The sequence below is a fragment of the Streptomyces sp. 796.1 genome (assembly GCF_047525675.1).
Taxonomy (GTDB): Bacteria; Actinomycetota; Actinomycetes; order Streptomycetales; family Streptomycetaceae; genus Streptomyces.
This window is the reverse complement of record NZ_JBLIWA010000004.1, coordinates 134862-155932: the sequence shown is the minus strand read 5'-3', so window position 1 is coordinate 155932 and position 21071 is coordinate 134862. Positions and strand designations below refer to the sequence as shown.

Genomic DNA, 21071 nt, shown 5'->3' with positions numbered 1-21071 from the left:
GGCTTCAACTGCGGTTTCAGAAGTCGTTCTGTCGGGAAGTCGACAAAACGCTGAAGTGACCTCACGGCTGCGGTATACCAGGTGTACGCCGGTTGTGGGTGGTGCAACGATGGAACGCATGGGGGACAGGGCAAGGTTGGTGGAGAGGGAACGGCTTGTGCCAGCGCCCGACGACGGGCGCGCCCCCAGCGTGTCGGGACTCCCGGCCGACGCCGTGGACGGCGCCGACGCGATCACCACCGACCTTGCAGCAAGCACCTACAGCGCCGAGATCGAATGTGAGACGGCCCACCGCCGCGCGGCCGAGGCCGGCGACACCGCCGCCATGAGCATGTTGGGCGCACTGCTGCTGCGCCGCGGCGACCTGGACGGCGCCGAGCCCCAACTGCGCGCGGCCAGCGTCGCCGGCGACCGGGCCGCCGCCAACAACCTGGGCGTCCTGCTGCACCAGCGCGGCTACGCGGAGGAGGCCGCCGGCTGGTGGCGTACGGCCGCCGTGGCGGGTTCGGCGGCAGCCGCCCACGCCCTCGGCCGCCACCACCGCGAGCGCGGCGACGAGCCGGCCGCCGAGTACTGGCTGCGACAGTCGGCCGAATCCGGCCACGCGCTGGGCGCCTACGCGCTGGCCGACCTGCTGGAGCACCGCAGCGACGTGGGCGCCGAGCGCTGGTTCAGGGCGGCGGCCGAGCACGGCCACCGCGAGGCCGCGTACCGCCTCGCGCAGATCCTGCACAAGCGCGAGCGCGAGCGGCAGCACCCGGACGGCCGCGGCAAGACGGCGCGGGCGGACGGCGAGCAGAGCGAGGCCGAGCGCTGGTACCGGCAGGCCGCCGCGCGCGGGCACCGGCGCGCCGCGCTCTACCTCGGCACCCTCCTCGAAGAGCGCGGCGAGACGAAGGAGGCCGGCCGCTGGTACCTGATGTCGGCCGAGGACGGTGAGGCGCGCGCCGCGTGCGCCCTCGCCTTCCTGCTGCGCGACGCCGGCGACCTGGACAGCGCGGCCGTCTGGTGGCACCGCGCCGCCCAGGACGGCGACGGCAACGCGGCCAACGCGCTGGGCGCGCTGCACGCCGAGCGCGACGAGCCGCAGACCGCCGAGCGCTGGTACCGGGCGGCGCTGGACGCGGGCGACATCAACGGCGCGTACAACCTCGGCCTGCTCTGCACCCGGCAGGGGCGCACCGCACAGTCCGAGCAGTGGTACCGGCGGGCCGCCTACGCGGGCCACCGGGAGGCCGCCAACGCGCTGGCGGTGCTGCTGTTGCAGCGCTCGGACGCGGCCGGCGCCGAGCCGTGGTTCTCCAAGGCGGCCGAGGCGGGCAGCGTGGACGCCGCGTTCAACCTCGGCATCCTGCACGCCGGCCGGGGCGAGGAGGGCGCGGCGCACGAGTGGTACGTGCGGGCCGCCGCCGGCGGGCACACCGAAGCCGCCCTCCAGGTGGCGATCGTGCTGCTGCGGGACGGCGACGAGGAGGCGGCCGAGGGGCACCTGCGCTGCGCGGCCGAGGGCGGCAGCGCCGAGGCCGCGTTCCGGCTCGGCGCGCTGCTCGACCGCCCGGCCACCGACCCGAGCACGGGCCTCGGCGACGGCAGCGGCACGGCCGGCGAGCCGGAGCGCCTGGAGTGCGAGGAGTGGTACGAGCGGGCGGCCCGACAGGGCCACCGGCGCGCCCAGGTGCGGGTCGGCATGCTCGCCTCCGCCCGCGGGGACGTGGTGAAGGCGGCGCACTGGTACCGCACGGCGGCCAAGGCCGGCAGCCGCAACGGCGCCTTCAACCTGGGGCTGCTGCTCGCCCGCGAGGGCAGCGAGCCCGAGGCCGCGCTGTGGTGGACCCGGGCCGCCGCCGCCGGGCACGGCCGGGCCGCCCTGCGGCTCGCGCTGCTCGCGGCCCGGCGGGGGGCGCTGACCGAGGGGCAGCGCTGGTGCGCCCGTGCGGTCGAGCTCGGCCCCGCCCAGGTCGCCGAGCGCGCGGCCCGCCTCGCGGACGCGTTGCAGCAGGAGCTGACGGCCTGAGCGGGGCCGCGCGTGCCGGGGCCGGCAGAGCCGGGATTTGCCCTGGTCGTCGACGCGGGGTTACAGTAAGTACACACCGACGCGGGGTGGAGCAGCTCGGTAGCTCGCTGGGCTCATAACCCAGAGGTCGCAGGTTCAAATCCTGTCCCCGCTACTCAAGATCGAAGGCCCGGATTCATTGAATCCGGGCCTTCGGCGTATGTGGCCGGCCGTGGGGCCGGCGTGTGGGGCCGCGGTGCGGGAGATTCCGTACGGGCGTGGTGCGGCGGGTCCCTGACGGGGCCACGTGTGGCAGGTGCCCCGCACCGCACGCGGGGCGTAGCGCGGGTGCCGCACGAGTGCCTGTGTGACGGCCGGGTGATGTACGGGGGCGCGGCGTCGCCCGGCGCAGTCGCCGGTGTGTGGGGGCGTGTCGGTGGGCGCGTAGCGGAGGCGATCCGCGGCGTACGGCGGTGCGCCGGGCGGGGCCGTGTGGTGGGGTGATCCGCCGTCAGGGGCCCGTACAGGACGGGCAGATGCCGCGGTAGGTGACCTCGACGGCGGTGACCGTGAAGCCGAAGCGCTCCGGGACCGGGAGGTCGGCGAGCGGGTCGCCGGCCGGGTGCACGTCGCGGATGGTGCCGCAGCGGCTGCACACCAGGTGATGGTGGTCGTGGTGGGCGTTGGGGTCGTACCGCTTGGCGCGGCCGTCCGTGCTCACCTCAAGGACCTCGCCGAGCGATACGAGTTCGCCGAGGGTGTTGTAGACGGTCGCCCGGGAGATCTCCGGCAGGCGTTCCGTCGCGCGGGCGTGCACCTCGTCGGCGGTGTAGTGCACATGGTCCCCGTCGAGCACCTCGGCCACCACGCGTCGCTGGGCGGTCAGCCGCCAGCCGCGTCCCCTCAGTCGTTCCAGCAGGTCACTCATGCCATTCACCTATCAGTCAGATAGGAACCAGAGTACCAGTGCGAGTCCACGAACAGACTTTGTACGCCTCTCGTCATCTTCTTGACTTAGACAATGTCCAATGTAGGATCGGGTACGGCTCAGGCCAAGCGACACGACGAGTACGCAGGAGGCACACGTGACGGTTCAGAGCGAGACGGCGCAGTCGGCGGGACCGCTGACGACGGAGGCGGGTGCCCCGGTTGCCGACAACCAGAACAGTGAGACCGCCGGTGTCGGTGGCCCGGTGCTCGTGCAGGACCAGTCGCTGCTGGAGAAGCTGGCGCACTTCAACCGCGAGCGGATTCCGGAGCGCGTGGTGCACGCGCGGGGCGCGGGCGCGTACGGCACCTTCACAGTGACCGGCGACGTGACGCAGTACACCCGGGCGAAGTTCCTCTCCGAGGTCGGCAAGGAGACCGAGACCTTCCTGCGCTTCTCCACGGTGGCCGGCAACCTCGGCGCGGCGGACGCGGTGCGGGACCCGCGCGGCTTCGCGCTGAAGTTCTACACCGAGGAGGGCAACTACGACCTCGTCGGCAACAACACCCCGGTGTTCTTCATCAAGGACGCCATCAAGTTCCCCGACTTCATCCACACCCAGAAGCGCGACCCGTACACCGGCTCGCAGGAGGCGGACAACGTCTGGGACTTCTGGAGCCTGTCGCCGGAGTCCACGCACCAGGTGACCTGGCTCTTCGGTGACCGCGGCATCCCCGCCTCGTACCGCCACACGGACGGCTTCGGCTCGCACACCTACCAGTGGAACAACGCCGCGGGCGAGGCGTTCTGGGTCAAGTACCACTTCAAGACCGACCAGGGCATCAAGAACCTGACGGCCGAGGAGGCCGCGGTGCTCGCCGGGCAGGACCCGGACAGCCACCAGCGGGACCTGCGGGAGGCCATCGAGCGCGGTGAGTTCCCGAGCTGGACCGTGTCCGTGCAGGTCATGCCGGTGGCCGAGGCGGCGAACTACCGCTTCAACCCGTTCGACCTGACGAAGGTGTGGCCGCACGCGGACTACCCGCTGATCGAGTTCGGCAAGCTGGAGCTCAACCGGAACCCGGAGAACGTCTTCGCCGAGGTCGAGCAGTCGATCTTCTCGCCCGCGCACTTCGTGCCCGGCATCGGCCCCTCGCCCGACAAGATGCTCCAGGGCCGACTGTTCGCCTACGGTGACGCGCACCGCTACCGGGTCGGCATCAACGCCGACCACCTGCCGGTCAACCGGCCGCACGCCACCGAGGCGCGTACCTACAGCCGCGACGGCTACGCGTACGACGGGCGGCACGGCCGGTCGAAGAACTACGAGCCCAACAGCTTCGGCGGCCCCGCCCAGACCGGCGTCCCGGCCTGGCAGCCGACCGCGGTCAGCGGCTTCACCGGCGAGGGGCCCGCGCCCTCGCACGCCGAGGACAACGACTTCGTCCAGGCTGGCAACCTCTACCGACTGATGTCGGAGGAGGAGAAGGGCCGTCTCATCGCCAACCTGGCGGGGGCGCTCGCCGGGGTGTCGCGCGATGACATCGTCGAGCGCGCCATCGGCAACTTCCGCAACGCGGACGCAGACTACGGCAAGCGACTGGAGGCAGCGGTCCAGGCCCTCCGCGGCTGAGTCGTCCGCGCGACGGTGCCACCGGCCCGCCCCCGTGGCCGGTGTCGCCTCGCGCGGCGGCTGACCAGTCGCTTGCCGTAACAGACCGAAGAGGCCGGACGCCATGGGGCTCCGGCCTCTTCGCGTGCCCTCGTGCGGTGTTGTCGTGGGGTGCGGCGTGCGGCGTGCGGCGTGCGGCGTGCGGGGCGCTGGGGCGCGTTGCGTTGGTGGACCGGGGCCGGGACCGGGGCCGGGCGGCGGTCGTCAGTGGGTCAGGGCGTCGGCGGGCGTTTCGGCGCGGGACCAGCAGCGGATGATGTCGCGGACGGAGACCAGGCCGACCGGTTCACGGGCGTCCAGCACGATCAGGTGGCGGAAGCCGCCGTGCGTCATGGCCCGCGCGGCCTCAGCCAGCGTCCAGTCGGGCGCGGCGTAGACGACGTCGTGGGTGGTGTGCGCCTGGGCCGTCTCGTGGTCGGGGTCCTGGCCGGCCCCGACGGAGATGAGGACGTCGCGTTCGGTGAGGATGCCGACCCCGCTGGTCTCGGTGTCGAGGACGACGGCCGCACCGACCCGGCGGGCGGCCATCAGCCGGGCGGCCTGGCGGAGGGTGTGCGCCGGGCCGATTGTGAGGACCACCGTGGTCATGGCGTCGCGGACGAGCGTGGGCATGGGGGGAGCCACCTCCTTGGGGGAGCCCGCTCGGCCGTCTTCGGGGTGGGGGCCACCGAACCGTGCTTCACAAGTGCACAAGCGGGCGGAACCTCATGCTCACACGCGCCCGTCGGCGCAACAAGGCCCGGCACGGGAGCGCAGGGAGCGCGAGGAGCGCGGAACCACGGGCCGACGGCGGGGCCGGGGCGGCGCAGTGCGGGTTCCGGGCCGTCCGAAGCGGTGCGTACGAGGGCCGTTGCTGCACGGCGTACGCCCGCGCGCGGGTGCGGGTCCGCGCAGGTACGCGGTGGGGGAGGGGCGGGCAGGGCGTTCGGGCGCAGGCCGGGTGGTGCACCCCGGATGGGACCGGGCGGACGCCGGTTCGGTCGCCGGCCCGCGGGGCGGGTGTGCCGCACGGGCCGGTGGGCCGCGTACGGCGCCGGCCGCTCACGGCGCCGACGGCGTACGGGGAGCCGTGCGGCCCGGGCGTGGTGCCGCGGGGCTCCGCGGCCACCGGAGCCGCCCGCGGTGCCGGTGTGGCCCGCAGGCTTACTGGAGGTACTTGAGCAGTTCGTCGTGGAGCAGGCCGTTGGAGGCGGCGGCGTTTCCGCTGTGCGGGCCGGGGCGGCCGTCGAGGCCGGTGAACGTGCCGCCCGCCTCCTGCACGATGACCGCGTTGGCCGCCATGTCCCACAGCGACAACTCCGGCTCGGCGCACAGGTCGACCGAGCCTTCGGCCACCATCATGTACGGCCAGAAGTCGCCGTAGCCGCGGGTGCGCCAGCAGGCCCGGGTCAGGTCGAGGAAGCCGGGCAGCTTGCCGTGCTCCTCCCAGCCGCCGAGCGAGGCGTACCCGAGCGAGGCGTCGGAGAGGTCGTTGACCTTGGACACCGCGATCCGGGTGGCCGATGAGAGGTTGCGCCCCGTGTAGGCGCCCAGGCCCTCCGCCGCCCACCAGCGCCGGCCGAGCGCGGGCGCCGAGACCATGCCGACCACCGGCCGGTCACCGCCCTCGCCGCGCTCCATCAGCGCGATCAGGGTGGCCCACACCGGCACCCCGCGGACGTAGTTCTTGGTGCCGTCGATGGGGTCGATGACCCAGCGGCGCGGGCCCGAGCCCTCGCTGCCGAACTCCTCGCCCAGCACCGCGTCGCGCGGCCTGGCCCGCTGGAGCGAGGACCTGATCAACTCCTCGGCGGCCTTGTCGGCCTCGGTGACGGGCGTCATGTCGGGCTTGGTCTCGACCTTGAGGTCCAGCGCCTTGAACCGCTCCATGGTCGCGGAGTCGGCCGCATCCGCGAGCACCTGAGCGAGCCGCAGATCATCGTGGTAGTCGGGCATGCTCGCACACTACCTTGGCGAAGCGGGGCGAACCGGCGCACGCCGGGTCCCTTGACAGCGTCTGGCGGCACGTCAATTCTGTGCCGCACGGCAGCCGGGTGAGCTGTCCGGGCCTGGGAGGCAAAGGTGCCTACAGCGCGTGAAGCCCTACTGAACGCGGCGTTCAGCGCCCTGGACCGCCGGCCGTGGGCCGGGGTGCGCATGGTGGACGTCGCCGCGGCTGCCGGAGTGTCCCGGCAGACCCTCTACAACGAGTTCGGCAGCAAGGACGGCCTGGCCAGGGCGCTGGTGCGGCGCGAGGCCGAGGCGTACCTGCGTGGCGTGGAACAGGCGCTGCTGCCCGTCGGCGGCGCCCGCGACCCGGGTGAGCGGCTGGCGGCTGCGGCCGTTTGGACCGTACGGGCGGCGCGCGGCAACGCACTGGTGCGGGCGACACTCACCGGGTGCTGGGGCGACCGGCTGCCGGCGCCCGCGGCCGTGCCGCGGGCGGTGCCCGGGCCGCGGCACGCGGGCGCCGGCTGGCCGTCGGACCACCCGGACCGGGGAACGGCGCCCGCCCGGCCCGCGTTCGACGATCCGCCGCCCCCCGGCCCGCCGCTGCCCAAGGGGCTGCCGACCCCCGTCGAGATGGTGCGGCAGGTCAGCGATCGCTCCCGGGTCGCGCTCAGTGCGGACTGGCCACCGGCCGCGCGCGCCGAGTTGGGCCGGGTGTGCGAGACGGCGGCGCGGCTGGCCGTGTCGTACGTGGTGGCGCCGGTCGCCGCCGACGAGGTGGCCGCGCTGGTCCGGCTGGTGCTCGTACCTCGGTACGGAGCGGGACCGATGGGGCAACCGGGACCGATGGGGCGGCCGGGCCAGGCAGGTCAGCCGGGGCGGCCGGGCTGGCCGAGGTCGGGGCCCGGGGCCCGGCCGGAGCGCTGAGCGGGGGAGGAGGTCAGTGGGCCGAGCCGGAGAGTTGGAGGCCGATGACGCCCACGATGACGAAGGAGATGGAGACGATCTTCAGCGTGGAGACCAGGTCGTCGAGGAAGACCATGCCGTAGATGGCGGTGCCGGCCGCGCCGATGCCCGTCCACACCGCGTACGCCGGGCCCACGTCCAGCTTCTTCAGGGCGAGGGTGAGGAGGCCGAAGCTGCCGAGCGCGAAGATGCAGAACGCGATCGTCGGCCACAGCCGGGTGAACCCGTGGGAGAGCTTGAGGCAGACGGCGAAGCCCGTTTCCAGGAGACCGGCGACCACCACGAGAAGCCACGCCATCAGATTGCCTCCCGCTGTTCGGTAGGTGTGCGAAGAAGCATGTACCTCAGAGATCAACGGGCAAACGTCGGCCCCGGGTTCCCGGGCGTTCCCGGGGCAGCCTCAGTCCCCCTCGTGCCGCTCGCGGGTGGCGAGCAGCCGGCGCAGCGAGTACAGCCGGTCCGGATCGGCGTGACCGTCCGCCACCCAGGCGTCCAGCGCGCAGTCGCGCTCGTCGTGGCTACAGGCGCGCGGACAGTTCGCGGTGCCCGCCTCCAGGTCGGGGAAGGCGTGGATGACGCGCGCCGGGTCCACGTGGTGCAGCCCGAACGAGCGCACCCCCGGGGTGTCGATCACCCAGCCGCTGCCGGTCGGCAGCGGCAGCGCGAGCGCGGACGTGGTGGTGTGCCGACCGCGGCCGGTCACCGCGTTGACGTGCCCGGTGGCCCGCTTGCGCTCCGGCACCAGCGCGTTGACCAGCGTCGTCTTCCCGACCCCGGAGTGCCCGACGAAGGCGGTGACCCGCCCCGTCAGGTGCTCCCTGACCCGGTCGGCGGCGCCGCCGTCGGCGAGTTCGGCCCGGTTGGTCACCACGTGCGGCACGTCCAGGAGGTCGTACGTGGACAGCAGCGCGTCGGGCGGGGCCAGGTCGGACTTGGTGAGCACCAGCAGCGGCTCAAGGCCGGCGTCGTAGGCGGCCACCAGGCAGCGGTCGATGAGCCGGGGCCGTGGCTCGGGGTCGGCGAGCGCGGTGACGATCGCCAACTGGTCGGCGTTGGCGACCACCACCCGCTCGTACGGGTCGTCGTCGTCGGCCGTCCGGCGCAGCACGGAGCTGCGCGGCTGTACGCGGACGATCCTGGCCAGGGTGTCCTTGTCGCCGGACAGGTCGCCCACCACGGCCACCTGGTCGCCGACCACCACCCCCTTGCGGCCCAGCTCGCGGGCCTTCATGGCGTGGATGGAGCGGCCGTCGACCAGGCAGGTGATGCGGCCCCGGTCCACGGTCAGCACGAAGCCGGGGGCGGCGTCCTCGTGCTTGGGCCTGAGGTTGGTGCGGGGGCGGCTGCCCCGGCGGCCCGGGCGGACGCGTACGTCGTCCTCGTCGGTGTGCTTTCCGTAGCGGCGCATGGTGGGACGCTCAGCCTCGCGACACCGGGGCCGCCCCGGGCGTCGCGCTGAGCATCCCTGTCCACAGGCCGGGGAAGTCGGGCAGCGTCTTGGCGGTGGTGGCGACGTTCTCCACCTGGATGCCGCTGACGGTGAGGCCGAGCACGGCCGCCGCGGTGGCCAGCCGGTGGTCCTCGTAGGTGTGGAAGATGCCGCCGTGCAGCGGGCGGGGGCGGATGCGCAGGCCGTCCTCGGTCTCGGTGACGTCGCCGCCGAGGTCGTTGAACTCCTTGGCCAGCGCCGCGAGCCGGTCCGTCTCGTGCAGCCGCAGGTGGGAGATGCCGCGCAGCACCGATTCGGATTCGGCCAGTGCCGCGACCGCGGCGATCACCGGGGTCAGCTCGCCCACCTCGTGCAGGTCGGCGTCGATGCCGCGGATGCGGCCGGTGCCGGTGAAGGTCAGCGCGGTGCCGTCGGCGGTCGTCGTGAACTCGCAGGAGCCACCCATCTCGGTGAAGATGTCGCGCAGCGCGTCGCCGGGCTGCGTGGTGTGCTCGGGCCAGTCGGGGATGGTCACCCGGCCGCCGGTGATCAGCGCGGCGGCCAGGAACGGGGCCGCGTTGGACAGGTCGGGCTCCACCACCAGGTCGCGGCCGAGCAGGGCGCTCGGGGCCACCCGCCACACGTCGGGCTCGCCGCCCGCCTCGGGGGTGTCCACGGCGGCGCCGGCGCTGCGCAGCATGTCCACGGTCATCCGGATGTGCGGCATGGAGGGCAGCGCGGAGCCGACGTGCCGGACCTCGACGCCCTGGTTGAACCGAGCGCCGGAGAGCAGCAGGGCGCTGACGAACTGGGAGGAGGCGGAGGCGTCGATGCGGACCGGGCCGCCGTCGATGCTGCCGTTGCCGTGCACGGTCAGTGGCAGGGCGCCGCGGCCGTCGTCGTCGATGCGGGCGCCGAGCGCGCGCAGCGCGTCGATCACGCCGTGCAGCGGGCGTTCGTAGGAGCGGGGGTCGCCGTCGAAGCGGACCGGGCCGTCGGCGAGCGCGGCCACCGGCGGCAGGAAGCGCATGACGGTGCCGGCGTTGCCGACGTCCACGGTGGCCGGGCCGTGCAGGCCCGCGGGGATCACCCGCCATGCCTCGCCGCCCCCGGTGGGGGCGCCGGACCCGCCGGCGGCGGAGTTGGAGGCGATGGTCTCTTCGATGCCGACGCCGAGCGCGCGCAGCGCCTCGGCCATCAGCAACGTGTCGCGGGAGCGCAGCGGGCGGCGCAGCCAGCCGGGCTCGGCGGCGAGCGCGGCGAGGACCAGGCCGCGGTTGGTCACGGACTTGGAACCGGGCACGGTGACGGTCGCATCGACCGCGTCGTGCGCGAGCGGAGCAGGCCAGAGAGCGAGGGCGTCATCCGGGGAGGTCTCAGTGCCGGTCATGAGCCTTACTTTAGTGGCTCTGTCGAAGGGCCATTACCGATCAAAAACGGTGAAACCCCTTCGTAACACGGCACTGATAGACGTGGTCCGACCCGTGGCCGCTCACCGGGCGAACACCCGGTGGGGGCCGGTCGCCCGCGGGGTGAACACCGCGTACGGGCCGGGCGCCCGGCCGTGACGCGGGCCGCGCGGACGGTCCGCCGGCTGCTCGGCGGGGTCACGCACCGGCGGCTGCTCGGGCGGACCCGTACGGGCGGGCGCCCGGTCGGTCCGTACGGGCCCGGTGCTCAGACGTCCAGCAGCCAGCGCCCGCCGCCGAGCAGCGAGCAGAGCGTCACGGTGTGGAAGAGGAGCATCCACAGCGCCGCCGGTACGTGCGTCAGCCGGGCGAGCTGGTCCGGGTCGGAGTCCCCGGCCTGCCCGTACCGCCGCTTGCGCTGGAGCTCGAACGGCGGCCTGACCCCGCCGAGCAGCAGGAACCACACCACCCCGTACGCGAACGCCGCCTGCACCTCGGGCTCCGTCAGCCAGGAGACGAGCAGGAAGGCGGCGCCGGTGACCAGGACGGACAGCGCCCCGTAGGCGTTGCGGATCATCACCAGCATCGCCACGAGCAGCGCGGTCGCGCCCCACAGCAGGGCCGTGATGTGCCCGGCGGCCAGCAGCCAGGCGCCGCCGAGGCCCAGCAGGGACGGCGCTATGTAGCCGGCGGCGGCGGTGAGGATCATGCCGAGCCCGGTCGGTTTGCCGCGCGAGACGGTCAGCCCCGAGGTGTCCGAGTGCAGGCGTATGCCGTCCAGCCGGCGCCCGCTGAGCAGCGCCACCAGGCCGTGCCCGCCCTCGTGCGCGATGGTGATCGCGTTCCGCGCCAGCCGCCAGGACAGCCGGAAGGTGACGACGGCGAGCGCGATCAGACCGGTGATCACGACCAGCCAGTGGGACGGGTCGGGTTGGGTGCCGAAGACGCGGTCCCACAGGTCGCTCGCGCTGGTGCTTTCCATCTGTGGGTGGCTCCTGTCCGGGTCGGTCCTGGCGTGCGTCCGGCGGCGGTGCCGGCCCGGCCGCGGTGGTGCCGCAGTCTGGCACCTCCGGGCAGACAGTAGGAAAAACGCAGCCGCGCGGGAACGGGTTCCGTCGGGGGCGCGGGCGCCGCCCAGGGGCGCACGCCGTCCGGCCCGGGCGCCGGGTGCGGCAGCATGGGGGCAGCAGCAACGGTGCGCTCGGTAGGGGTGGTAAGCGAGATGTGCGGACGGTACGCGGCGAGCCGGAAGCCCGAGGACCTGGCCGGGATCTTCGACGTGGGCAAGTGGGAGCCGACCGAGACGCTGGCTCCCGACTGGAACGTCGCACCGACCAAGGACGTGTACGCGGTCCTGGAGCGCCCCATCAAGCACGCGGCCGACCGCACCCCGGTCCGCCAGCTCCGACCGCTGCGCTGGGGCCTCGTCCCCTCCTGGGCGAAGACGCCGGAGGTCGGCGTGAAGATGATCAACGCGCGCGCGGAGACGGTGCACGAGAAGCCCTCCTTCCGGCGCGCCTTCGCGGCCCGGCGCTGCGTCATCCCGGCGGACGGCTACTACGAGTGGGTCACCGGCGCCGACGAGCGCCAGTTGGAGGAGAAGGGGCGCAAGAAGCGCGCCCGCAAGCAGCCGTACTTCGTCACGCCGGCGGACGGCTCGGTGCTGGCGATGGCGGGGCTGTACGAGTTCTGGCGCGACCGCACGCTCCCCGACGACCACCCGCGCGCGTGGTGGGCCACCTGCTCGGTGATCACGACCGAGGCGGAGACGGTCCCGCTGGCCGGCCGTGACCCGCAGGACCCGGGGCCGGCCTCGCTCGCCGAGATCCACCCGCGGATGCCGCTCATGCTGACCCCGGACCGCTGGGCGGCCTGGCTCGACCCGCACCACACCGACGAGGAGTCCCTGCGCGCCCTGCTCGCCCCGCCACCCGGCGGCCTGCTGCGGGCCTACCCGGTGGGCGTCGACGTGAGCAACGTCCGCAACAACGGTCCGGAACTGCTCAAGGAACTGCCGGCTCCGGAGGAGGAGACGCTGTTCTAGACCGCCCCGCGTTCTAGACCGCCTCGCCCGCCCCGTGGGGATGCGGCGTGCGAGGTGCTCGTACACGGCGCGTAGGCGGCACGCCCACGCGCGCGCCCGCGGGCGAGGGCGGCGGGCGGGCAGCCGCAGGTCTGCGGCCCCGGTCGGCCGGGCCCGCGTACGGGCGGTGGCGTACGACCGGCCGCGCCGCGGCCACCTCGTACGGGGCGTACGCGGCGTACGGGCTGCCGCGGCGCGGGCCGGTGTCGATGCCGTACGGGGCGCGGCGGCGGGGGTCCCGCGGGCGCGGGCGGGGGCGCGGCAGGATGGGGGGATGCGGACGACGGCGGAGCAGACGGCGGGTGGCGGCGGCCCCGAGGCGGAGCGCGTGACGGTGCAGACCCCGACCGGGGACGCGCGGATCACCTGGCACCGGGCGCCGGGCGCGCGGCTCGTCCTGGCGCTGGGGCACGGGGCCGGCGGCGGCATCGAGGCGCGGGACCTGGTGGCGCTGGCCGCGACCCTGCCGCCGCGCGGGGTGAGCGTCGCCCTGGTGGAGCAGCCCTGGCGGGTGGCGGGCAAGAAGCTGGCGCCCGCCCCCAAGACGCTGGACACCGGATGGCGGGCCCTGTGGCCGGCGCTCGCCGGGCCCGGGGTGCCGGTGGTCGCCGGCGGGCGCAGCGCGGGCGCCCGGGTCGCCTGTCGGACGGGCCGCGAGTTGGGCGCCCGCGCCGTGCTCGCGCTCTCCTTCCCGCTGCACCCGCCGGGCAAGCCGGAGAAGTCGCGGGCGGACGAACTGGCGGGCGCCGGGCTCCCGACGCTGGTGGTGCAGGGCGGCCGGGACCCGTTCGGCCGACCGGCGGAGTTCCCCGCGGGCACCGAGATCGTGGAGGTGCCGGCGGGCGACCACGGCTTCGCGGTGCCGAAGTCGGCCGACCTCACCCAAGAGGCCGCACTGGGCGTGCTCACCGAGGCCGTCGCCACCTGGCTGGATCAGATCGGTCGCTGAGCGCGGGAATGCGAACCGGTGGACGGGTGTTGTGTCGGGCGTAGGGACCGATACGTAGCGGCATCAGTACGAGGAATGGGAGTCTCCCGCATGGGTTCGCTTGCTTGCCCGTCCCGTCCGCAGACCGCCGACCTGGGGTGGTCGCAGCTTCGGGTCGACCAGTCGACGCTGGCTGGAGCGGCGGGCGCACCGGATCGTCGTCTATTCTCCGATTCAAGCGGGACCGCATCCGGCCTCGCCACGGTGTTGGAGGAGGTGGGTCCGGTCACTGGGACGGACGCGGGGACCGACGGCACGACGCAGGGTTCGGCCACGGCGCGCCAGCAGGCGTCCGCCGCGCAGGTCAGCGCTGCCGAGCAGGAGACCGCTCAGGCCGAGACGACCGCGGCCGGCGAGGGACACGAGACGGCCGCCGAGCGGAACGCCCGCTTCGAGCGGGACGCCCTGACCTTCCTCGACCAGATGTATTCGGCCGCCCTGCGGATGACCCGTAACCCGGCCGACGCCGAGGACCTGGTGCAGGAGACCTACGCCAAGGCGTACGCGTCGTTCCACCAGTTCCGCGAGGGCACCAACCTCAAGGCGTGGCTGTACCGCATCCTCACCAACACCTTCATCAACTCCTACCGCAAGAAGCAGCGCGAACCACAGCGCAGCGCCGCGGAGGAGATCGAGGACTGGCAGCTCGCGCGCGCCGAGTCGCACATGTCGACGGGGCTGCGCTCCGCCGAGTCCCAGGCCCTCGACCACCTGCCCGACTCCGACGTGAAGGCTGCGCTCCAGGCGATCCCCGAGGAATTCCGCATTGCGGTCTACCTCGCCGACGTGGAGGGCTTTGCCTACAAGGAGATCGCGGACATCATGGGTACACCCATCGGTACGGTGATGTCTCGACTGCACCGTGGGCGCCGCCAACTCCGGGGTCTGCTGGAGGACTACGCCCGTGGACGCGGGCTGGTGCCGGCGGGCGCGGGGGCCTTGTCGAGCGGGGCCTCCCCGGCACCGTCAGGGGAAGAGTCGCACAATCGGAAAGGCTCGGGCTCATGAGCTGCGGTGACCCGCACGAGACGGACTGCTCTGAGGTCCTCGACCACCTGTATGAGTTCCTCGACCACGAGATGCCCGACGGTGACTGCGCCAAGTTCGAGGTGCACATCGACGAGTGCTCGCCGTGTCTGGAGAAGTACGGCCTGGAGCAGGCGGTCAAGAAGCTCGTCAAGCGCTGCTGCGGCCAGGACGACGTCCCCGCCGACCTGCGGTCCAAGGTGATGGGCCGGATCGAGCTGATCCGCTCGGGCGAGGCCGTGCCCGACCACGCGGTGCTGGAGACCGGTCCCGGCCCGTCCGTGCGCGGCGGCGGGGAGAGTGCCCAGCGCGGTCCGGGCGCGGCGGCGAGCGGCGCTGCTCCGGCCGCCGCCGGTCCGGCCGCCACGTCGTCCCCGGCCGCCGCGGCCTCGGCACCCTCGTGGGGCGCGCCGTCCGCAGGGGCCGCCGACGGCACCGCGGACACCGCCGCCCGCGACTGACCTCCCGGGGCGGCCCACGACTGGCTCCGCCCCGGCCCGCGGCTGACCTCACCCCCGGCCCGCGGCTGACTCCACGGCGGGCTTCCCGCCCTCGATCCCTTCCTCGCCACGTGGCTGCGCGCTTGTGCGTGTCTACGTGTGCTTCTACGCGCCTAGGTGTGCTGCGCGCTCCCGCCCGCGGCTCCCCGCGCTCGCCGGCGGCTTCCCCGCTCGCCCCCGTCGTAGCCACCCGCCCGCTGCCGCTGTTGCTGCCCGCGGTTCGTCCCTGCGCTGCGGCTGCTCAGCCACTGCTTCGTCACTGCTCCGCCGTTCGTCGGGTGCGCCCTTTCCGCCGGCGCTCGCGCCGTCGTGCGCCCCCTTGGGGTCCGTACCGCGTGGTGCTGTGGGTGAGGGGTGGTGCGGTGGTGCTTGCCCGGTGGTGCGGGGTTGCTGGGTGGTGCGGGGCGGGTGGGGCGGAGGGCGCCCGGTATGCGAACGCATGAACGTCTGGTGCGTGGTGCACCACATGTTCGCCAACTGTTCGTCACCCGAAGGTGTGTATCTGTTCCCACCGAGCGGCTGATTCGTACCGAGCAGACGTTTTTGCCGTGGTGCCGTCCTATCCTCCCCAACCTGACTGGAAGGCAGTGTGAACGGGGGAGGAGGGCACCGTGCGGACACTCCCGCAAGCCGCGCGCATCTACATCTTCGGCGCCGTTTGTGCGGCGGCCTGTTGTGCCGCCCCGGCCCTGGCCAGCGCCCCCGCCGCGGTCCTCGGCCCGGACGCCGACCTGCTCCCCGCGCCACCGGGCGCCGCCCCCTGGCTCCCCACCGTGCTGCTCGCCCTCGGCTACGCGGGCTGCCAGCTCGCGGGCCGCGCCGCCGGGCCCGTAGACACGGCCGTGGCGCATCCGGGCAGCCCCGCCGCGGTGGGCTCGACCGGCCCCGCCGCAGCGGATTCGGGCAGCCCCGCCGCGCCACCGGGCCCGGCCGCGGCCCTCGTCCCGGTGCCGCTGTGGTGCAGCGCCGCGCTCTTCGCCGGGGCCTTCCTGTTGCCGCCGGCAGCCGCGGCGCTGGTGCCGGCGGCGGGCGCGCTCGTGCTCCGGGGCGCGGTCCAGGGCCCGGCCGGCGGGCCGGCGTTGGCCAGCCGGAGCTGGCGCGTGGCACGGCTCGCACTGGCGGCGGGGGCGAGCGCCGCCGCCTTCCGCGCGCTCGACGGGCCGGCGGCGGTCGCCGCGGCCGACCTGCTGCCCGCCCTGCCCGGCACGCTCTGCGCGGCCCTCGTCTGCGCCCTGACGCTGACCTGCCTGGACGGCGGGGCGCTGCGTGCCGTCGGGCGCCGCCCTCCGGCCGGCTGGTGGCGCGGGGCGGCCGGGTTCGGCGCCGTGCAACTCCTGTTGGCGCTCGTCGGGCTGGTGATGGCGGTGCTGTGGCGGAGCCCGTACGGGCCGTCGGCCGCCCTGTTGGTGCTGGTGCCGATCGGGGCGGCCTGCCGGGGCCCGGCTCCCTGGCCCCGGGAGCACGCCGCGCGCCAACTGGCCGTGCGGGCGCTGGTGCAGGCCATGGACCTGAAGGACCGCTATACGCGCCGACACGGCGAACGCGTCGGTCAGGCATCGGTGTTGATCGCCCGCGAACTGGGCATGGCGGCCGACCGGCAGGAGGTGCTGCGCGTCGCCGGCGTCCTGCACGACGTGGGCAAGCTCGCCGTGCCGACCCGAGTGCTGCGCAAGAACGGGCCGTTGACCCCGCAGGAGCGGCAGGTGATCGAGCTGCACCCGGAGCAGGGCGACGCGGTGGCGCACGGGATCGGCTGTCTCGGCGAGGCCAGGTCAGCGATCTTGCACCACCACGAGCGGTTGGACGGCAGCGGCTATCCGCACGGCCTGGCCGGGGGCGAGATCCCGGAGGTGGCCCGGGTGGTGGCGGTGGCCGACGCGTTCGACGCGATGACCTCGACCCGCAGCTACCGGCGGGCCCGCCCGGTCTCCGTCGCCGTCGAGGAGCTCCGCCGCTGCGCCGGATCGCAGTTCGACCCGCGGATGGTGGGCGCGCTGGTCCGCGCCCTGGACCGGCACGGCTGGCAGCCCGAGAGCGTGGAGGAGGTCGACGAGGCGGGCCAGGAGGCGATCGCGGCGGGCGCGTACGGCGATGCGGCCGGTGCCGCGTACGGCGAAGGCTCCCGCACGGCCCGCCCGTCCCGCACGGGCGCCGGGCACGGCGTGTACGGCGACGGCGGTGGTGCCCCGTACGGCGTGGCGGGTGCGGCGGGTGCGGCAGGAGCCGCGACGTTTGGCGCGCCGTCCGCCGCGGTGCGGGGCGTGCTGCCGGCGGCTGCGTACGACCGGCGGGCCGCGGGTGCCGCCCGAGGACGCGACCGCGCGGCGGCGGGTGGCGGTTGTCCGGGAGCCAGTTGCGGGGGAGCCTGCCACGCCGCGTACGGCACGGCGTGCGTGGACCTGTGCGGGGACGGCGCGGAGCAGCCGCCCGCCGCCCGCGCGGCGCAGACCGGCCCGAACCGGAGCGACCCCGAACGGGCGGCGGCGGCCCGGCGGTTGTGGGCCGGCCTCCTGCGGCTACGGCTCGGCCAGCGCGCCGCGGCGCCGGTCCGCACGACAGAGGGAGACCGGTACGGGCGCGCCCCCGCGCGCGAGGACGAGCGGACGGGGCGGCGCGAACCCGCGCGCGGCGGGGCGCGTCCTGGCCGGCGCGGCGCGGAGCGGCCTGAGCAGACCGCCCGGTCCGGGCGGTCTGAACAGCGTGCGCCGGTGGCGGGCGACGAGCACACGGGGCGTGGGCAAGGTCTGGTGGCGGGGCGTGGAGTGACCTCTGGCGCGGGCGTGTTGGTCCCGCGCGAGGCGGCCGGCAGATCGGGCCGGGGGGCTCCGCGCGGGGCGGCCGGCGGGTCCGGCCGGGCGGGCCGGTCCCAGACGGCGGGCGGTTCCGGTACGGGCGCGCCGCGGGACGAGCCGGTGGGGGCCGGCGGGGCGGGACAGCAGGACGCGGTGACCGGCGGCGCGCGGACGGCACGGGGCGGCCCGGGGGGCGCGCCCACGGGCCGGCCGGGCCACCGCGGACCGGCCGCCGGGACCGACCGCGCGAGCCGATGACCAGCGGCGGGGGCACGAGGTCGGACGGGCCGGGGCCTGCCGGGCGGGATGGCCGGGGAGAGCGGCCCGCGGCGTCGGATCGGCGGGAGGCAACGGGTCGGGCCGCCCGCGCCGCCCGCCCCAACCAGCCCCCCGCCGTGGGCAACCCGCCCCCTGGCGAAGCCGCCCCGCCTCCCACCGCCGTGCTGCGCCCACTGTTCGTGCACGGTGTTGCCGCTGCGTTCGCGCTTGCCGCGGTTGGCTGGACCGCCTGGCACGGGGCGCAGGGGCTCGGGATGGCGCTCGCCTTCGGGGTGTTGATCGCGGCCGGTGAGGCGGCCCGTTGCCCCGCGGACGCGTTGGTGCGGGACCGGGACCCGGCGCCGCTCGGTGCCGCAGCCGCGCTCGGCCATGCAGTGGTGTGTCAACTGACCGGATCCGGCGGGATGTTGGGCACGGCACAGGCCGTCGCCGTGGTGGCGCTGGCCGGGCTGCTCGGGCGGGTGCCGCTGCTCGCCGTCGGCCAGCGTGCGGACCGTGACCTGTGGGCGCGCCGCGTTGTGACGGTCGCCTTCGCCGCGCTCTGCTGCCAACCCCTCGACCGGTGCGCCGCGTTCGATACCGAGCGGGCCGACGGCGCGCCCGTACTCGGCTACGTGCTGCTCGTGCTCGGGCTGACCGTGCTGTGCGAGACGGGGCTCGCCGCGCTCTGTGCCGCGACCCCGGCGGACGGCGCCCCCGCGACGCCGCTCGACGAGCGGCTGCGGGCCCAACTCGGCCTGGGCCTGGTGGTCGCCGGCGCCGCGGTGGCGCTGGCGCTCGCCGCGGCGGTCGCGGGGCCGTGGGCGGTGCCGCTGCTCGGCGTGCCGCTGCTGCTGGTGCAGTGGTCGGCGCGGCGGGGCGCGCTGGTACGGGCCGCCGGCCGGCAGACCGTCGCCTCGCTGGCCCGTGCCACCGAGATCGCCGGCCACACCCCGCCGGGTCACGCCCAGCGGGTCGCCCTGCTCGCCGGTGAGACCGGCCGTGAGCTGGGGCTCTCCGCGCACGCCCGGGCGGTGCTCGAATGCGCGGCCCTCCTGCACGACGTGGGGCAACTCGCACTCGTCGACCCGTACCCGGCCGGCGCCACCGAGCCGCTGCCGGCCGTGGAGGCCGAGCGCATAGCCCGGCTCGGCGCCAGCGTCGTACGGCGGACCGGGGCGCCCGAAGAAGTCGCCCGCACGGTCGAGCAGCAGGCCGCTCCGTACCGTGAGCAGCCGCCCACCGCCCGCATCCTCCGCGTGGTCAACGCCTATGCGGACCTCACGGGTGATCTTGCCGACCCCTTCGCGGACGGTGCGGACGGCCCGCGTGGTGCGGGTGACCCGCGCGGCGCGGACGGGGCCGGAGCGCGGGGGAGCGGCGCGGGCCGCGGGCGGCGGGCGCCGGCCGCCCCTTCCCTGCCGGCCGCCCCGTCCCTGGACGGCGAGGTGCTGGGCGGTGCGCCGGGGGCGATGGAGCGGCTGTGGTTGGGGACGGAGCGGGAGTACGACCCGGCCGTGGTGGCGGCGCTGGCCCGGGTGCTGCGCCGGATGCCCGCCCCCTGACCCGCCGATCCCGCATGGCGGAAGTCGCTTTTCGCATGGGTGAAGGGCGTCGCAGGGGCGCGGCGCGCTCCGTCGCTCCTGGTGGGCCGGGGCGCGCGGAGTGGCAGGCCCTTGCTACAACCCGTGGGTAATGAGCGGGCCCCGGAATGGGCATGGTTGGATGCGGAGCAGGGGGTGTCGCGGCGCCGGCCCGCGGCAAGGAGTGGGGGTAGTGCATGCCCTGCTCCGACCGGATCGCAGGGGCCGGGCTGAGATGTTCGTGAAGATGTGGCAGGTTGTCGTCAGGGAGGACGACGCCGCTCGTAAGGGCATCGGCGCGGAATGACGCAGCAATCGGTAGGCGGGAATCGTGAGGATCTTCGGCAAGGTGCGGCGCCGGCCGTCCGCCTCCTGGCGGCAGGCCACCGACCGTGCCTTCACGCTCATCGGCGACGGTCGGTACGAGGACGCGGGCGCGCTGCTGACGCGCGCCGTCGACCTGGAGCCCTGGCTCTCCGAGTCCTGGTTCAACCTGGCCCTGCTGCACAAGTTCCGGCACGACTGGGAGCAGGCCAGAACGGCCGGCCTGCGCGCCGTCGCCCTGCTGGACCGCGACTCCGGCGCCCCCGACTGGTGGAACGTGGGCATCGCGGCCACCGCCCTCCAGGACTGGCCGCTGGCCCGCCGGGCGTGGCAGGCGTACGGCCTCAAGTCGCGCGGTGACCAGGCGCTGACCGCGGGTTCCGGCAACGCGCCGGTCGACATGGACCTGGGCAGCGCCGCGGTGCGGCTCTCGCCCGAGGGCGAGGCCGAGGTCGTCTGGGGCCGCCGACTGGACCCGGCCCGGATCGAGGTGCTGAGCATTCCGCTGCCGTCGTCGGGGCGGCGCTGGGGCGAGGTCGTGCTGCACGACGGGGTCCCGCACGGCGAGCGCACCACCGCCGCTGGCCCCTCCTACCCGGTCTTCGACGAGATCGAGCTGTGGGCGCCGTCGCCGGTGCCGACCTGGGTGGTGCTGATCGAGGCGGCCCGCGAGACCGACCGGGACGCGCTGGAGCGGCTGGCCGCCGACGCCGGCTTCGCGGCCGAGGACTGGTCGTCGTCGGTGCGGCTGCTGTGCCGTTCCTGTTCCGAGAGCCGGATGCCGAGCGACGAGGGCGACGGCGAGCACCTGGACCCGCACGACCACAGCGAGCCCGGCCATCCGGGGCCGCTCGGCCACCGCACCGCGGGCTCGGGTTCGCTGTGGGTGCCGGAGCGGGAGTGCGGCATCGCGGCCCCGGTCGGCCTGGTGCGCGGACTGCTCGACGGCTGGGTCGCCGACAGCCCGGAGACCCGCGAGTGGCGGGACCTGGAAGAGGTCTGCTGAGCGCGCCCCGTGCCTCGCGCTGCCGCACGGCCCGCTTGTTCCGTGGCCGCGCACCCTGCTGCCGCACGGCCTTCGTGCCCCGTCGCTGCGCAGCCCTCGCGCCCTGCGCCGCCTGCCCCCGTACCCCGCAGGCCGCCCGCCCGGTGCTCGTCATGGGCGGGTCGCGCCGCGGCGTTGCCCGTACC

General features: G+C 74.9%; 17 protein-coding genes and 1 tRNA gene. 11 read left to right on the top strand and 7 right to left on the bottom strand.

Annotation, left to right across the window (positions count from 1 at the left end; translation table 11 throughout):
* Window positions 1-109: 109 nt before the first annotated feature.
* Both ACMA1D_RS04990 and ACMA1D_RS04985 read left to right on the top strand, forming a co-directional pair.
* Window positions 110-2014: a sel1 repeat family protein gene (locus ACMA1D_RS04990; protein ID WP_414722625.1), complete on the top strand. Its 1905-nt coding sequence runs from the start codon at window positions 110-112 to the stop codon at window positions 2012-2014.
* A gap of 80 nt (window positions 2015-2094) precedes the next feature.
* Window positions 2095-2168: transfer RNA gene (locus ACMA1D_RS04985), tRNA-Met, on the top strand.
* A gap of 336 nt (window positions 2169-2504) precedes the next feature.
* Here ACMA1D_RS04985 and ACMA1D_RS04980 read toward each other — a convergent pair.
* Window positions 2505-2921, bottom strand: a complete 417-nt coding sequence (locus ACMA1D_RS04980; RefSeq protein WP_414722624.1) for a Fur family transcriptional regulator — start codon at window positions 2919-2921, stop codon at window positions 2505-2507.
* 157 nt (window positions 2922-3078) lie between these two features.
* Here ACMA1D_RS04980 and ACMA1D_RS04975 point away from each other — a divergent pair, with 157 nt between their 5' ends.
* Window positions 3079-4554, top strand: a complete 1476-nt coding sequence (locus ACMA1D_RS04975) for a catalase (RefSeq protein ID WP_414722623.1) — start codon at window positions 3079-3081, stop codon at window positions 4552-4554.
* 243 nt (window positions 4555-4797) lie between these two features.
* On the opposite strand, the gene ACMA1D_RS04970 is transcribed toward ACMA1D_RS04975, so the two are convergent.
* Both ACMA1D_RS04970 and hisN read right to left on the bottom strand, forming a co-directional pair.
* Window positions 4798-5205 carry a cyclic nucleotide-binding/CBS domain-containing protein gene (locus ACMA1D_RS04970; RefSeq protein ID WP_414722622.1) on the bottom strand — a complete coding sequence of 136 codons (408 nt, stop codon included), beginning with the start codon at window positions 5203-5205 and terminating at the stop codon, window positions 4798-4800.
* 531 nt (window positions 5206-5736) lie between these two features.
* Window positions 5737-6528, bottom strand: coding sequence for a histidinol-phosphatase (gene hisN / locus ACMA1D_RS04965; protein ID WP_414722621.1), 792 nt, complete (start codon window positions 6526-6528; stop codon window positions 5737-5739).
* A gap of 126 nt (window positions 6529-6654) precedes the next feature.
* On the opposite strand from hisN, the gene ACMA1D_RS04960 reads away from it, so the two are divergent.
* The gene (locus tag ACMA1D_RS04960) at window positions 6655-7449 is read left to right on the top strand and encodes a TetR/AcrR family transcriptional regulator (RefSeq protein ID WP_414722620.1); all 795 of its coding nucleotides are present in this window, start codon (window positions 6655-6657) and stop codon (window positions 7447-7449) included.
* A 13-nt stretch (window positions 7450-7462) separates the two neighbouring features.
* On the opposite strand, the gene ACMA1D_RS04955 is transcribed toward ACMA1D_RS04960, so the two are convergent.
* From ACMA1D_RS04955 to ACMA1D_RS04940, 4 genes are all read right to left on the bottom strand, one after another.
* Entirely contained in the window at window positions 7463-7786 is a 324-nt protein-coding gene (locus ACMA1D_RS04955; RefSeq protein ID WP_349995948.1) for a multidrug efflux SMR transporter, read from the bottom strand.
* Between the two features lie 102 nt (window positions 7787-7888).
* A complete protein-coding gene (gene rsgA / locus ACMA1D_RS04950; protein WP_414722619.1) occupies window positions 7889-8896 on the bottom strand; it encodes a ribosome small subunit-dependent GTPase A in 1008 nt (335 codons plus the stop codon).
* A 10-nt stretch (window positions 8897-8906) separates the two neighbouring features.
* On the bottom strand, window positions 8907-10307 hold the full coding sequence (aroA, locus tag ACMA1D_RS04945) for a 3-phosphoshikimate 1-carboxyvinyltransferase (RefSeq protein WP_414722618.1): 1401 nt from the start codon (window positions 10305-10307) through the stop codon (window positions 8907-8909).
* Between the two features lie 287 nt (window positions 10308-10594).
* Window positions 10595-11308 carry a M50 family metallopeptidase gene (locus ACMA1D_RS04940; protein WP_414722617.1) on the bottom strand — a complete coding sequence of 238 codons (714 nt, stop codon included), beginning with the start codon at window positions 11306-11308 and terminating at the stop codon, window positions 10595-10597.
* A 240-nt stretch (window positions 11309-11548) separates the two neighbouring features.
* On the opposite strand from ACMA1D_RS04940, the gene ACMA1D_RS04935 reads away from it, so the two are divergent.
* The 7 genes from ACMA1D_RS04935 (at window position 11549) to ACMA1D_RS04905 (ending at window position 20886) form a co-directional block, all read left to right on the top strand.
* A complete protein-coding gene (locus ACMA1D_RS04935) occupies window positions 11549-12370 on the top strand; it encodes an SOS response-associated peptidase (protein ID WP_414722616.1) in 822 nt (273 codons plus the stop codon).
* Window positions 12371-12683: 313 nt separating this feature from the next.
* Window positions 12684-13358 (top strand): alpha/beta family hydrolase, encoded by a 675-nt coding sequence (locus ACMA1D_RS04930; protein ID WP_414722615.1) that lies wholly within the window; start codon window positions 12684-12686, stop codon window positions 13356-13358.
* Between the two features lie 255 nt (window positions 13359-13613).
* Window positions 13614-14405, top strand: coding sequence for a sigma-70 family RNA polymerase sigma factor (locus ACMA1D_RS04925; protein ID WP_414722662.1), 792 nt, complete (start codon window positions 13614-13616; stop codon window positions 14403-14405).
* Window positions 14402-14884: a mycothiol system anti-sigma-R factor gene (rsrA, locus tag ACMA1D_RS04920; protein ID WP_414722614.1), complete on the top strand. Its 483-nt coding sequence runs from the start codon at window positions 14402-14404 to the stop codon at window positions 14882-14884. The genes ACMA1D_RS04925 and rsrA overlap by 4 nt, the downstream gene beginning before the upstream one ends.
* A 650-nt stretch (window positions 14885-15534) precedes the next feature.
* Window positions 15535-17973: an HD-GYP domain-containing protein gene (locus tag ACMA1D_RS04915; RefSeq protein ID WP_414722613.1), complete on the top strand. Its 2439-nt coding sequence runs from the start codon at window positions 15535-15537 to the stop codon at window positions 17971-17973.
* 275 nt (window positions 17974-18248) lie between these two features.
* Complete coding sequence (locus ACMA1D_RS04910; RefSeq protein ID WP_414722612.1) at window positions 18249-19538, top strand: HD-GYP domain-containing protein; 1290 nt, start codon at window positions 18249-18251, stop codon at window positions 19536-19538.
* A 349-nt stretch (window positions 19539-19887) separates the two neighbouring features.
* A complete protein-coding gene (locus ACMA1D_RS04905; RefSeq protein WP_414722611.1) occupies window positions 19888-20886 on the top strand; it encodes a tetratricopeptide repeat protein in 999 nt (332 codons plus the stop codon).
* The last annotated feature ends 185 nt before the right edge of the window (window positions 20887-21071 follow it).